Source organism: Pseudoalteromonas sp. T1lg24, assembly GCF_002964745.1.
In the GTDB taxonomy this organism is placed as follows: domain Bacteria; phylum Pseudomonadota; class Gammaproteobacteria; order Enterobacterales; family Alteromonadaceae; genus Pseudoalteromonas; species Pseudoalteromonas spongiae.
This window is the reverse complement of record NZ_PQCB01000006.1, coordinates 170173-184061: the sequence shown is the minus strand read 5'-3', so window position 1 is coordinate 184061 and position 13889 is coordinate 170173. Positions and strand designations below refer to the sequence as shown.

The 13889-nt window shown below is 40.8% G+C and carries 17 protein-coding genes; 13 read left to right on the top strand and 4 right to left on the bottom strand.

Annotated features, from left to right (window positions below; all coding sequences use genetic code 11):
- The first annotated feature begins 77 nt into the window (after positions 1-77).
- Positions 78-212: a hypothetical protein gene (locus C2M30_RS21920; RefSeq protein WP_267890920.1), complete on the top strand. Its 135-nt coding sequence runs from the start codon at positions 78-80 to the stop codon at positions 210-212.
- Between the two features lie 14 nt (positions 213-226).
- On the opposite strand, the gene smrA is transcribed toward C2M30_RS21920, so the two are convergent.
- From smrA to C2M30_RS03810, 3 genes are all read right to left on the bottom strand, one after another.
- Positions 227-802: a DNA endonuclease SmrA gene (gene smrA, locus C2M30_RS03820; RefSeq protein WP_105170718.1), complete on the bottom strand. Its 576-nt coding sequence runs from the start codon at positions 800-802 to the stop codon at positions 227-229.
- 50 nt (positions 803-852) lie between these two features.
- A complete protein-coding gene (locus C2M30_RS03815; protein WP_054978487.1) occupies positions 853-1092 on the bottom strand; it encodes a hypothetical protein in 240 nt (79 codons plus the stop codon).
- 93 nt (positions 1093-1185) lie between these two features.
- Complete coding sequence (locus tag C2M30_RS03810) at positions 1186-1638, bottom strand: hypothetical protein (protein ID WP_105170717.1); 453 nt, start codon at positions 1636-1638, stop codon at positions 1186-1188.
- 99 nt (positions 1639-1737) lie between these two features.
- Between C2M30_RS03810 and C2M30_RS03805 the strand changes: the two genes are divergently transcribed.
- On the top strand, positions 1738-2118 hold the full coding sequence (locus C2M30_RS03805; protein WP_010560658.1) for a response regulator: 381 nt from the start codon (positions 1738-1740) through the stop codon (positions 2116-2118).
- Between the two features lie 71 nt (positions 2119-2189).
- Here the strand turns inward: C2M30_RS03805 and rpsT are convergent, their stop codons facing one another.
- Positions 2190-2450 (bottom strand): 30S ribosomal protein S20, encoded by a 261-nt coding sequence (gene rpsT / locus C2M30_RS03800; RefSeq protein WP_010560657.1) that lies wholly within the window; start codon positions 2448-2450, stop codon positions 2190-2192.
- 289 nt (positions 2451-2739) lie between these two features.
- On the opposite strand from rpsT, the gene murJ reads away from it, so the two are divergent.
- From murJ to C2M30_RS03745, 11 genes are all read left to right on the top strand, one after another.
- On the top strand, positions 2740-4302 hold the full coding sequence (murJ, locus tag C2M30_RS03795; protein WP_199775870.1) for a murein biosynthesis integral membrane protein MurJ: 1563 nt from the start codon (positions 2740-2742) through the stop codon (positions 4300-4302).
- Positions 4303-4375: 73 nt separating this feature from the next.
- On the top strand, positions 4376-5302 hold the full coding sequence (gene ribF / locus C2M30_RS03790; RefSeq protein WP_105170716.1) for a bifunctional riboflavin kinase/FAD synthetase: 927 nt from the start codon (positions 4376-4378) through the stop codon (positions 5300-5302).
- A gap of 25 nt (positions 5303-5327) precedes the next feature.
- Complete coding sequence (ileS, locus tag C2M30_RS03785) at positions 5328-8156, top strand: isoleucine--tRNA ligase (RefSeq protein ID WP_105170715.1); 2829 nt, start codon at positions 5328-5330, stop codon at positions 8154-8156.
- A 9-nt stretch (positions 8157-8165) separates the two neighbouring features.
- Entirely contained in the window at positions 8166-8654 is a 489-nt protein-coding gene (gene lspA, locus C2M30_RS03780; RefSeq protein ID WP_100912969.1) for a signal peptidase II, read from the top strand.
- A complete protein-coding gene (gene fkpB, locus C2M30_RS03775; protein ID WP_100912970.1) occupies positions 8651-9091 on the top strand; it encodes an FKBP-type peptidyl-prolyl cis-trans isomerase in 441 nt (146 codons plus the stop codon). The genes lspA and fkpB overlap by 4 nt, the downstream gene beginning before the upstream one ends.
- The gene (ispH, locus tag C2M30_RS03770) at positions 9091-10020 is read left to right on the top strand and encodes a 4-hydroxy-3-methylbut-2-enyl diphosphate reductase (RefSeq protein WP_105170714.1); all 930 of its coding nucleotides are present in this window, start codon (positions 9091-9093) and stop codon (positions 10018-10020) included. Before fkpB ends, ispH begins: the two co-directional genes overlap by 1 nt.
- 15 nt (positions 10021-10035) lie before the next feature.
- Complete coding sequence (locus C2M30_RS03765; protein WP_105170713.1) at positions 10036-11046, top strand: sensor histidine kinase; 1011 nt, start codon at positions 10036-10038, stop codon at positions 11044-11046.
- Positions 11047-11048: 2 nt separating this feature from the next.
- Positions 11049-11756, top strand: coding sequence for a LytR/AlgR family response regulator transcription factor (locus tag C2M30_RS03760; RefSeq protein WP_105170712.1), 708 nt, complete (start codon positions 11049-11051; stop codon positions 11754-11756).
- A gap of 108 nt (positions 11757-11864) precedes the next feature.
- Complete coding sequence (gene pilV, locus C2M30_RS03755; RefSeq protein WP_105170711.1) at positions 11865-12431, top strand: type IV pilus modification protein PilV; 567 nt, start codon at positions 11865-11867, stop codon at positions 12429-12431.
- A 1-nt stretch (position 12432) separates the two neighbouring features.
- Entirely contained in the window at positions 12433-13440 is a 1008-nt protein-coding gene (locus tag C2M30_RS03750; protein WP_105170710.1) for a PilW family protein, read from the top strand.
- Positions 13428-13889, top strand: a complete 462-nt coding sequence (locus tag C2M30_RS03745) for a pilus assembly PilX family protein (protein WP_100912975.1) — start codon at positions 13428-13430, stop codon at positions 13887-13889. The genes C2M30_RS03750 and C2M30_RS03745 overlap by 13 nt, the downstream gene beginning before the upstream one ends.

Sequence of the window (13889 nt, the reverse complement as noted above, 5' to 3'; positions counted from 1 at the left end):
GTAAATTGTTTAGAATGATTCCCCAGTACAGTTTATGTACTAAAACAATAATAAAAAACAAAATTATTGGGGGAGTTATGCACCGCGCAATGGCAAAAGGGATCAAATTAAGCTCAGTCGCTTTATTGGTTGCTTTTTTAGGAGTGAGTGCTTGGTTCACTCAGGCTGATGAAGCCGTAAACCAAAATACAGTAGTAACAAATGCAGAATAAGGCTCAATAGAGCCTTATTTTTTTGCGTGAATTTCTTTGTTTGCAAGTTTTGCTTGTTCGTTTTTACTCAACAATACGTAAACTGCGCCATAGCCACCGTGATGGGTTTGCGCGGTATGAAAGCCAAGTACAAACGGGAAATGCACAAGCCACGCATTTACATGACTTTTTAATTTAGCTGGTTGTTCGCTATTTTCTTTGCCAACACCGTGTTTAATAAGCACAACACGTATGTTGCGACGATGACAATCCGACAACTCGTGTATTAACTTATCCTGTGCTTCTTTGATGGAGTGGCCCTGCAGTTCGATTTTGCCATCGATATCATATTTGGCAAGTCGCAAATTTTTAAATACGCCAGCCTGAAGGCCTGAAGATTTGTAGCTAATGTAATCGTCGGGTTCAACGTATTCAACAGTTGCACTACTCAATGCATCATTTAGTAAGCTTATTTGCTTTGAGCTTTGTTGCTTGTAGAAATTACTTAGCGCGTTCTTAGCGTTAGAGGTTGGGGTTGAAACAGCGTCTTGTTTGAGTGGCGTTACATCAGCCATTTGCTGTAAAAAAAGGTCAGAATCGGAATGTGACATGATATGGCCCCAAATGGTTACGAAATCATGTCACTATTGTATCGTTATGCTTAATTCTGTTCTAGTTGATACTGGGTATAAACTTTAAATAGATAAAACGCGTTAATCAGAATAAGCGTGATATTTGACAAATGCTGTTGTGGCGCAGTATTCATACTTTGCATAACAAAAAGTGCAACTAATGAAATTGCGGCAAATAGCTTGATAACCTTAGTATTACTAATAAAAAATGCACCAATACATAAAGCGACAATTGTTAGGTTTGTTGATAAAAAAATTAAGTTTTCCACTTTGGTGCCTCCGATAATACTAAGTGGCGCGAATTATCGGAGCATTAAGGCTTTTCTTCAAACGAGAAAATCTACAATTTTACAATAAAAAAACTAATCCGAAAATAAGCTCAAGATCACCGAAATAAAGCCTTCCTGTTTAACTACTTGATATTTATGACAACCTACATTTTGATTAATGTTATCGCATAAAAAGATCTTTCCTTGCTCGATTTCGCCTGCAAGGGTGAGGTCGGAATCAAAAATGGTTGCTGGTAGACCTAAAAAACCAGGCCAATAGATACTCGTACCCACTACATTAAGCTTTTGGTACGAGATTAATTGTGGTTTGGGAATAATTAAAGCGGCTAGGGCAATAAAGGCTAAACTTAACCATAAGCCTTTTTTCGGTTTAGCTTCTACTTTGGCTGCGACTTGTTTTTGTGCGGCTTGAATTTCAGCCTGCGAAGGACTTTGAGCTGGTTGTTTTTTTGTGGCTCTCTGTTTTACTTTTTTTTTGCTGGCTGAGTCGCCCATTAACGACTGGCGCTTAATTTTAATAGACATATGTATAATTTCGTTTGACAATAGTGTCATTAATTTGTGATCTGAATTATAAGTATATAAGTTTAACATTATAATTCATTAATAAATACGGGACGATTTATGAGTGGTGAGCACGCTATTTTAATAGTAGATGATGTAGGGACAGTGAGAAACTTTCTTCACCAGACTTTGATTCATTTTGGTTTAGCAAACATAGACGAAGCATCAACTGCACAAGCGTGTTTGGAACAGATTAAAAACCATCAATACGACGTGATTTTTTTAGATATTGAATTGCCAGATGGTGATGGTAAAGAGCTGATCAAATCAATTAACGAGATTTCACCCGAGGCGAATGTGGTTATGGTTTCGGCACACTCAACGGTTGAAAACGTTAAGGACGCGATTGAACGTGGTGCAAAAGGGTTTGTGGTAAAGCCATTTTCACCAAAAAAGATTGCAGGTATTTTGAAGAAGCTACTGCCTGAGCTGGCAATTTAGTTGCGATACAAATTTTAGACATAAAAAAACCGGTGTGAACCGGTTTTTTTATTTGCAAAATAAAGTACTAATTAAAGTGCTTTAATTTTTGCAGCAAGACGGCTCTTGTGACGAGCTGCTTTGTTCTTGTGAATTAGACCTTTAGTTGCGTAACGGTCTAAAACTGGAACTACTTTTTCGAAAGCTGCTTGTGCGCCTTCTTTGTTACCCGCTTCGATTTCAGCAACTACTTTCTTGAAGAAAGTACGCATCATTGAACGACGGCTTGCGTTGTGCTGACGACGCTTTTCGCTCGTAATAGCACGTTTTTTTGCAGACTTGATGTTAGCCAAGGTTTGCTCCTAACAATCTTAAAATAAGCTTAATTTAAAGGCCGAGGAATATGCCAACATTAAGAGCAAAAGTCAATGACTTTTGTACTTTAGTTTAGCTTAATTGCTGTACTGGCTTGCCTCAACCGAACAAGTGGCGGGAGTATATCAAATAAGCACTTAGCAATACTAGTACTTCACACGATAATTTATCGTTATAAACTGCATACGCGTGTGTCACCACATAAGAAGTTTGTGGCATACTGAGCAACTTAATTTTATTGTCGGTTATTAAAGCGTAGGGGGAGCAGTGGCAAAAGGCCTATTTCGTTCGGGCATGGTTGTGAGTTTAATGACCTTTATTTCCCGTATTTTAGGATTGGTTCGCGATGCGGTTACAGCTCATTTACTCGGCGCAGGTGCTGCTGCTGATATTTTTTTATTTGCTAATAAAATCCCCAACTTTTTACGTCGCCTCTTTGCTGAAGGGGCATTCGCACAAGCGTTTGTACCCGTATTAACTGAAGTAAAAGAAAAAGACGGCGACAACGGAGTACGTGTATTTGTAGCCCAAGCAGCAGGCACACTCGGTACGGTGTTATTAATTGTCACAATTCTTGGGGTATTAGGATCAGGTGTGGTTGCCGCGATATTTGCACCGGGTTGGTACAATGAATATGTTTCTGGCGGCGCCGAAGGGTTTAAGTATGAACTATTCAGTCAAATGCTTAAATTAACCTTTCCCTATTTGTTTTTTGTTAGTCTTGTGGCGTTATCTGGCGCAGTACTCAATGTCTACAATCAGTTTTCGGTTGCCGCTTTTACGCCTGTTTTATTAAATATCTCTATTATTGGTTGCGCATATTACTTTCACGATAAATTTGAGTTTGGTGCATTTGCTATGGCACTTGGTGTGTTTATAGGTGGTCTAGTACAGCTTTTGTTTCAACTGCCATTTTTACGAAAAAATAATGTGCTGGTAAAACCAACATTTGCGTGGCGCGATAAAAACGTAAAGAAAGTGCGTACGTTAATGTTACCTGCAATGTTTGGTGTTTCGGTAAGCCAAATCAACTTGTTGTTAGATACCGTGATTGCATCGTTCTTAGTTACAGGCTCAGTTGCTTGGCTTTATTATTCTGACCGTTTAATTGAATTTCCACTTGGCTTATTTGGTATTGGTATTGCGACAGTTATTTTGCCTACCTTGTCTAAGCTACATGTCAATGATGATCCTAAACAGTTCCAAGCCACGGTCGATTGGGGCGTACGCTTTGTTGTTTGGCTTGGCATTCCCGCCTGTTTTGGTTTAATAGTGTTAGCGCCTTTGATTATTAATGTATTGTTTGGTCATGGGGAATTTATGGCCAGCGGCAATCATGTTGAAAAGGTGGCTATGGGTGTTACCGCGTATGCGTTTGGCCTGTTAAGTTTTATGTTGATTAAAGTATTAGCACCCGCTTTTTACGCGAAACAAAATACCAAAACACCAGCCAAAATTGGCGTAGCTGCAATGGTACTAAATATGGTGTTTAATTTAATCCTAGCCCCAATGTTTGGCTATTTAGGTTTGGCGCTGGCAACATCGCTTTCTGCTACCTGTAATGCAATTTTACTCTATTACTTTTTGCACAAACAGGGCGTTTATGGGGTGTCGAAAACCACTGTATGGTTCTTTATTAAGTGTTTAATAGCCAGTATTTTAATGTTTTTAGCTGTTTCTCAATTACAGCACTATTTTCCATGGCAGCAGCAAGGCTTTATGCAACAAGTGGCTTTGTTAAGTGGATTTATCGTGGTCGCAGTAGTTGTTTATTTTTTATTGCTTATGCTTATGGGTGTGCGATTCAGACAAATAAAAAATATTAACTGATAATCGAGTAAAAAAAGTCTATAATCGGGCGCTTAAATTTTAATTCACTTTTTTTGAGGTTTGCTAGTACGTAATGGAGTTAATCCGCGGTATACACAATATAAGGCCAAAACATAAAGGCTGTGTATTAACCATTGGTAATTTCGATGGTGTGCATTTAGGTCACCAAGCGGTTATCAAAGGGCTAATTCAAGATGCAAAACAATATCAATTGCCCAGTACGGTAATGATATTTGAACCTCAGCCACAAGAGTATTTTAGAAAAAGTGATGCGCCAGCACGTTTAACACGTTTACGAGACAAACTAGCGTTATTGTCTCAATTAGGGGTGGAGCGTGTAATTTGCATAAAATTTAACGAGAAATTTGCGAATCAATTTGCTGATGAGTTTGTTGAGCACGTACTGGTTGAAAAACTTGGCGTAGCAGCGTTAACTGTGGGCGATGATTTTCGATTTGGTAAGGGCCGCAGTGGCAATTATCAAATGTTACAAATAAGCGGTGCGACGCATGGTTTTAATGTAAAAAGTACCGCAAGCTTGCGACAAAAAGATTGTCGCGTGAGTAGTACTGCAATTCGCTTAGCATTGAGCCAAGGTGATATTCATCTGGCAAATGAAATGTTAGGCCGAACTTACAGTGTTATTGGTAAAGTGGTACATGGCTGGAAGAAGGGGCGAGAACTAGGCTTTCCGACGGCAAATATTCCGCTTAAACGACAAGTTAGTCCGTTAAGTGGTGTGTACTGTGTACAAGTCACAGTAGCAAGTAAAATTTATTACGGGGTTGCTAATATTGGCACTAAGCCAACATTTAATGGCAAGCGCACCCTTTTAGAAGCGCACCTTTTTGATTTTAATTGTGACCTTTATGGTCAGATTATCGAAGTCGCACCTGTGCATAAACTTCGAGATGAAATAAAGTTTGATAGCTTTGCCCAGTTAACAGCGCAAATTTCGCGTGATGTTGACGAAGCAAAAGCCTATTTTGATTTAATTTAGTAGCCGATACGGAAAGTAGAATTAAATGAGCGACTACAAACATACCTTAAATTTGCCGGAAACTGAGTTTCCAATGCGTGGTAACTTAGCAAAACGCGAACCACAAATGCTTAAATCTTGGTACGAAAAAGACTTATATGGTCAAATTCGCACCGCTAAGAAAGGCAAGAAATCTTTCATTTTGCACGACGGTCCTCCGTATGCAAATGGCAATATTCACCTAGGTCACTCTGTAAATAAAATTCTTAAAGACATTATTATTAAGTCTAAGACGCTTTCAGGTTTTGATGCACCGTATGTTCCAGGTTGGGACTGCCACGGTCTACCAATTGAGCTACAAGTAGAAAAGAAAGTAGGCAAGCCAGGTAAAAAAGTGTCTGTTGCCGAATTCCGAGAAAAGTGCCGCGACTACGCTAAAAAGCAAGTTGAAGGGCAAAAGGCAGATTTTAAACGCCTTGGCGTATTCGGTGATTGGGACAAGCCTTATTTAACAATGAACTTCGACTTTGAAGCAAACGCGATTCGCGTATTAGGCCGTATTATTAAAAACGGTCACCTTCATAAAGGGTCTAAGCCAGTTCATTGGTGTACTGATTGTGGTTCGGCACTTGCTGAAGCAGAAGTTGAGTACCAAGACAAGCAATCGCCTGCAATCGACGTTAAGTTCACCTTTGCTGATCAAGCAGCACTTATCTCTAAGTTTAACTTAGCGGATGGTCATGAAGGCGAAGGCGATATCAGCATTGTTATTTGGACTACAACACCTTGGACACTGCCTGCTAACCGTGCGGTTGCAGTGCACGAAGGTCTTGAGTACAGCTTAGTTCAAATTGAAACTGAACAAGGTAAGCAGCGTTTAGTATTAGCATCTGACCTAGTAAAAGATGCAATGGATCGTTACGGTGTGGATAAGTTCCATGCACTTGGTTATTGCCAAGGTTCAGACCTTGAATTATTACAAACAAATCACCCATTCTACGATTTCACTGTTCCTGTGATTTTAGGTGAGCACGTTACTACTGATTCTGGTACGGGTGCGGTTCATACTGCACCGGGTCACGGTCAAGAAGACTTTGTTGTGGGTCAGCAATATAACTTAGAAGTCGCTAACCCAGTGGGTGCTAATGGTGTGTATTTACCTGATACTGAACTATTTGCAGGCCAACATGTATTTAAAGCAAATGCTAACGTAATTGACGTATTAACTGAAAAAGGTGCATTAATGCATCATCATGCGCTTAATCACAGTTACCCGCATTGCTGGCGTCATAAAACGCCAATTATTTTCCGTGCAACGCCGCAGTGGTTCGTTAGTATGGATCAGGCAAATTTGCGTCAAGATTCATTAAGCGAAATCAAAAAGACTCAGTGGCTACCAGAGTGGGGTGAAAGCCGCATTGCGAACATGGTTGAAGGCCGCCCAGATTGGTGTATTTCACGTCAACGTACGTGGGGTGTGCCAATTGCACTATTTGTTGATAAAGATACTGGTAGCCTACACCCGAATACTGCCGAGCTTATCGAACAAGTTGCTGCAAAGGTGGAAGAAAAGGGCATTCAAGCTTGGTATGACTTAGAAGTAACTGAGCTACTAAGTGCTGAAGACGCAGCGCAATACGTAAAAGTACAAGACACGTTAGATGTTTGGTTTGATTCAGGTGTAACACACGCATGTGTTGTCGATGCACGTGAAGAATTAACAGGTCCTGCTGATTTATATCTTGAAGGTTCTGATCAACACCGTGGTTGGTTTATGTCGTCAATGATGACATCAGTTGCGATTAACGGTCACGCACCATATAAGCAAGTGCTTACACATGGTTTTACAGTTGACCAAAATGGTCGCAAGATGTCGAAGTCACTGGGTAACGTAATATCGCCGCAAGATATCATGAACAAAATGGGTGCAGATATCCTACGTTTATGGGTTGCGTCTACTGATTACACAGCAGAGATGACAGTTTCGGACGAAATCTTCAAACGTTCAGCAGATCGTTACCGCCGTATTCGTAATACTGCACGTTACTTATTAGCGAACCTAAATGGTTTTAATCCAGAAACAGATATGGTTGCAGCTGATGAAATGGTTGCTCTTGATCGTTGGATTTTAGACCGTGCTGCTGTATTGCAAGACGAGCTAGTTGCAGCATACGATGAATATCAAATGCTGGTAGTAACTCAAAAGCTAATGAACTTCTGTACCGTTGAACTTGGTTCATTCTATTTAGATGTCATTAAAGACCGTCAGTACACTGCAAAGGCTGACAGTGTTGCACGTCGTTCATGTCAAACAGCGCTTTACCATATTGCAGAAGCAATGACGCGCTGGATGGCACCAATTATGAGCTTCACAGCACAAGAAATCTGGCAAGTACTACCAGGTAAGCGTGATGAATTTGTATTTACAGGCGAATGGTACCAAGGTCTGGTAAAAGCAGATTCAGCTAAGCTAGATAACGCTTTCTGGCAGCAACTCTTAGAAGTGCGCGCTGAGGTAAACAAAGTACTTGAAGCTGCACGTAAAGAAGAGAAAATCGGCGCGACATTGCAAGCAGAAGTTACCTTGTATGTGGGAACTGAGCTTGAAGCGCAACTGAATGCGCTTGGCGATGAGTTACGCTTCGTATTGCTTACTTCAAAAGCTGCTGTTGAAAATAAAGAAAACCGTCCAGCAGATGCGGTTGCAAGCGAAATTGACGGTTTGTTTATTTCGGTAGCAGCAACATCAGCAGAAAAGTGTGAGCGTTGTTGGCATTACTGCGATGATGTAGGCACTCACGAAGAACACAAAGATATTTGTGGCCGCTGTGTAACCAACGTAGATGGCGAAGGTGAAGTTCGTCAATTTGCATAGGGGATTTGTGTGTTAAAAGGACGTAGTGGTCTAATTTGGTTAGTGCTCAGCATCATTTTGCTGGCACTAGACCAAATTACTAAATGGGTAGTGAGCACAGAAATGTCTCTCTACCAAACAATTGATATTCTGCCAGTGTTTAACTTCACTTATGTGCACAACTATGGTGCTGCATTTAGCTTCTTAAGCGAAGCGGGTGGATGGCAAAGTTATTTCTTTAGCACAATTGCAGTAACGATTAGTGTGCTGTTAATTTACTGGTTAAAGAAATTACCCGCTACTAACAAGCTGCTGTGCAGTGCTTATGCTTTAGTGTTAGCTGGCGCAATTGGTAATTTGATTGATCGCTTAGTACATGGATACGTGATTGACTTCCTGCATGTGTACTATGAGCAGTATGACTTCCCAGTATTTAACATTGCTGATGTGGCGATTAGTATTGGTGCAGGATTATTGTTACTTGATGCATTTTTTGAGCAAAAAGAGAGCGATAAATGACAGATTTAAAGATTGGTGAAAACTCAGAAGTAATTTTTCACTTTTCAATCAAATTAGAAGATGGCTCAGCTGCCGATTCAACGAAAGTTCATAACAAACCAGCTAAATTAGTGATGGGCGATGGCAGCTTAACTGCAAATTTTGAAAAGTGTTTGCTAGGCTTATGCGCAGGCGATGAAAAAAGCTTTACCCTGGCGCCAGAAGATGCGTTTGGTATGCCTAATCCTGATAATATTTACTATGTTGACCGCAGTAAATTTGGTTCAGATACACCGGCTGAAGTAGGCGCAATTATCGCGTTTACACAACCTGATGGCACCGACCTTCCTGGTTTAATTCGCGAAGTGGCGGGTGACTCTGTAACGGTTGATTTTAATCATCCATTAGCGGGACAACAGGTTGAGTTTGAAGTTGAAATTTTAGAAGTGCGAAATTAATGAAAATTTTGTTAGCAAACCCTCGTGGCTTTTGCGCAGGGGTTGATAGAGCGATTAGCATTGTTGAACGTGCTTTAGACTTATTTAAGCCGCCTATTTACGTGCGTCACGAAGTTGTGCATAACAAGTATGTGGTTAACCGTCTCAAAGACCGCGGTGCAATTTTTGTCGAAGAATTGCACCAGGTACCTGACGATAACATTGTTATTTTTAGCGCTCACGGTGTATCGCAAGCCGTACGCAAAGAGGCTAAGCGCCGCGAGCTTAAAGTGTTTGATGCAACCTGTCCACTCGTCACAAAAGTGCATATGGAAGTAACACGCGCTAGCCGCAAAGGCACAGAATGTGTGTTAATTGGTCACCATGGTCACCCAGAAGTGGAAGGTACTATGGGTCAGTACGACAATGATGACGGCGGCATTTACTTGGTGGAAACACCAGAAGATGTAGCAACACTTTCAGTGAAAGATGCGGATAACCTGTTCTACTGTAGTCAAACAACACTGTCGGTGGATGATACTGCCGATGTGATTGATGCGCTGCGAGCAAAATTCCCAAACATTCATGGCCCGCGTAAAGACGATATTTGCTATGCAACACAAAATCGCCAAGATGCTGTGCGTGATTTAGCCGACAAGAGTGATTTAGTATTAGTGGTTGGCGCTAAAAACAGCTCTAACTCAAATCGTTTACGTGAGCTAAGTGCAAAAGTAGGAACACCTGCACACTTAATTGACGATGCAAGCGTAATGGAGCAAGTTTGGTTTGAGGGTGTATCGAGTGTCGGTGTAACCGCAGGAGCATCTGCACCAGAAGTCTTGGTGCAACAAGTGGTAGACCAACTCAAAGCATGGGGTGGCACGGAAGCAATTGAAAACCCAGGTGAAGAAGAAAATATCATCTTTGCGGTACCTGCTGAATTGAGATAACGACAAGGCTTGCTAATGATTTCGATGAATCAAATTAAAGGCGATTTATTAGCAAGCTTACTTAATGACCGCGCACTGTTAGCAGTAATTATTGTCGGCCAACTCTTGGCAGTTATTTTAACCTTCTCACCCCTTATTCACCGCGACCCTTGGCTTGCCCTCGCACCCGTTAGTCTGTTTATTCATTTTGTTTCACTAACCAGTTTAACGTCAATTTATTTGCTTAAAAGTCAGTTGCAAAAAGCGAGTTATCAGCAGCAACTTATTGTACTAGTACTGCTTATATGCGGTTTTACACTTGCGACCAGCTACTTTGTTTATTCGTTTGAGATTTTAGATGAAATTTCGCTGCTCGAATTTCTAACACGAAATTTACTTATCGCCTTTATAATTGCAATGCTTTACGCGCAATTTAGCATTATGCATGCGGAGCGCAGCCATTCAGAACAAGTCGCAACCAAGGCACAGTTAAGTTCGTTACAAGCGCGGATCAGACCACACTTTTTGTTTAACAGTCTTAATATGGCAGCTGAATTGGTGTATCACGATGCACAAGATGCTGAAAAAACAATTTTAGCGCTGGCAGATTTATCCCGTGCTGCAATGCATTGCGATGAAGCGATTTTACTTGAAAAAGACGTGTTATTAGCCCAACAATATATGCTGGTTGAGTCTTGGCGTTTTGGTGATAGGTTAACCGTTGATTGGCAAATTCCAGAGAAATTACCTGAACTTAAAATACCTGCGTTAACTATTCAACCTCTTTTAGAAAATGCGATTTGCCATGGCGTTGAACCAAGTGTGAATTCATCGCATATTTCAGTGCAATTATTAGTAAGTAACAGTTCGGTGTCGCTTATTGTCGATAATCCGTACTTGCCTGAAGCGTCTAAATCAAGGCCTAGCAATGGTATTGCGGTAGAGAATATTAAAGAGCGGCTGCAAATGTATTTTGGCAAACGGGCAAAATTGACTCATTTTGTTCAAGGCGATAGTTTTCGCACTAAGTTGGTGATCCCGAGATAGCAATGAATGTATTAATTGTTGATGATGAACCGTTAGCGCGCGCGCGGATCGCACGTTTACTGCAAAAATTAAGACCAGACTTTAATATAATGTCGCTTGCGGAAAACGCTGAACACGCGTTACTGGCGTGTAGCGACTTAGTGCCAGATTTAGCATTGCTTGATATCGAAATGCCCGGATTATCAGGAATAGAGCTTGCTGAAAAATTAAAAGAATTTAACCCACCGCCCGCGATTATTTTTATCACCGCTTACCCAGATAAAGCGCTTCCTGCGTTTGCGGTAGCACCGCAAGGATATTTAGTTAAACCGATTGATGAAGTTGCACTTGCAAAAGCGATAGATGGCCTGAAGATTTCACATCGCGCGCAAACCGCGTTAAAACAACAGGCCGCTATTGAGTATATCGAAGGTGGAATTCACAAAAGTGTGTTGGTATCTGATGTTCGACTCGTTCGTTCGGAAGATAAATACTTGCGTGTCATGACGCCAAATACAAGCGTATTAATTGAAGGTTCGTTAAAAAAACTCTTATCAGAATTTGAATCTTACTTTGTAAGAGTGCACCGCAACACAATTGTTAATCAAAGCTACTTGACCGAAATTGGCCAAGACAACAACAAGCACTGGCTTAAACTATTAGATTTTAATGAAAAAGTCGAGGTTAGCAGGCGCGAGTGGCCACATATTAAACTGCTAATTCAGCAATAACTACCGTTTATCTGAAATCTTAACCGTTAACACCCTGTTAATTGAGTTTCATTTTTCGTTCAGCGATTATTAAGCTAGAAAATTTTCAGCTTAAAGGATGAATGAAAAATGAGAGCAAACTCGTCACCTTTTTCCTCATTACCAAGGCAACAAGTAAATAAAGGCTTCACACTTATAGAGGTGCTGATCGCCTTCATTATCTTAACTGTAGGCTTACTTGGTACAGTTGCGTTACAAACTAATGCAAAGCAAGCCAGTTACGATGCTAACCAACGTAGTGCAGCGTTGGCGCTCGCTAACGATATAATGGAAAGAATTAGAGCGAACGACACAGCAGACATTGTTGCGAATTATAGTAAATCATTTGATTATCAAGATGTTCTGGTAGAAAAAAAGTGTTTGAATATACGTTGCTCTTCGTCGGATATAGCAGAGTACGACGTATACCAATGGCAAAAAGCATTAAGAGTGGCTGATAACACGGGCTCTTTAGCTAACGGCACTGTATGTATTTCACCGACAGCGGATGATGATGGCGTTAGATTACGCGTAGTAGTGGCTTGGCAAGGCAGACAAAGGCTTACGGAAAGCACGAACGAGACTATCGCATGTGGAAATATTACAAATCGAAGAACCGTTGTGCTAGATAGTTATATTTTTATGAGGGCAGCTTAATATGACTAAAGTTAATCAAATAAGGCAGTTTGGTTTTACGATGCTTGAGCTGATGATATCACTATTTGTTGGGGCATTTATCCTAGCTGGTGTGATGTTTACATATTTAGGCATGAAAGTTACAACTGCCGACACTATGGATATTGGCGAGCTCCAAGAGTCAGGTAGACTGGCAATGGAGGTGTTGAAGCGAGATATTGAACTAGCAGGCTTTTGGGGAAATTTCGTAGAAACTCCAGATGCTGCTGTTTTGACAGCTGCCAATCCAACCCCGCCTTCACCTGACTGTTTTAATGGGGTAAATAATAGTACTTATCCGCAAATTGGTGTGAACGAACCTTTTAAAGTGATATTCGCAAAAGAAGCAGAGGGAACCAATGAACTGAACTGCGTTGGTAGCCCGCTTACTGGCAGTGATATTATTCAAATCAAACGTGTTGCAGGGCAGGAGATAACGGGTATTACTTCGACTGCTAATACATATTTTCTTGCTAGAGTGCAAAATGCACGATTTTTAAAAGGCACTGGTGGGGTTGTTAATCCTGGTATAAACGCAAAATTATGGGAATACATACATAACGTGTATTTTATTCAAGAACAAAATTACACACTCAATGGGCAAACCGTTAATGTACCTACTTTGCGACGCATGCGTTTGATCAACGGCGAAATGCAAGTTGAGACTGTTATGGAAGGCGTTGAAAATATGCGTTTTCTTTTTGGTCTAGATACAAATAACGATGCTCGTGTTGATACCTACAAAACTTCTTCACAGATGTCGGCAACCGATTGGAATCAGCAAACTGCTGTTGTAACAAACGTACAAATTTTTCTACTTGTCAGAACGCTTTCTGAAGACAGAAATAACCCGCCTCAAAGTCAAACCTTTATTTTAGGAGGAGAAGGCGAAAATCAAAGAACGATTACACGTAATGATGGTTTTCGTCGCAAATTGTTAACATCGACTGTTCGTCTAATTAATGTTGGGAGTGATCAATGGGCAATTTAAATAAACAAAAAGGCGTAGTGTTAGTTGCAGCAATGCTGATGATTTTGATGGTATCGGGAATAGCCGTTAGTGTAATGAGTGGCAGTGCGTTAGACAGTAAAATGGTAAATGCAACGCAAGAAAGCTATCGTGCAGAATCTTCCGTGCGGGGCAATACCGAAGAAGTAATTAAAGATGAACTAGCAAAGAACGGTAAAAGTCAATTTTTGATGTTGAAAAGTGCTTATCCAACAGACACGGTCACGTTATCAACATCAGGCGCAAAAGTAGTTATGGTTAATGAAAATAACGGACCCGTTGATTTACTGGGCTGCCCACCTCGCTTTGCACCTACACCAAATATGCAATGTAATTACGTAAAATTAACTGCATCTGGGGTATATGGAAAAGGCAACAAACACACTATGACGTTAAATACAGGCATTACCCAAGAAATGGGGGGATCTTAA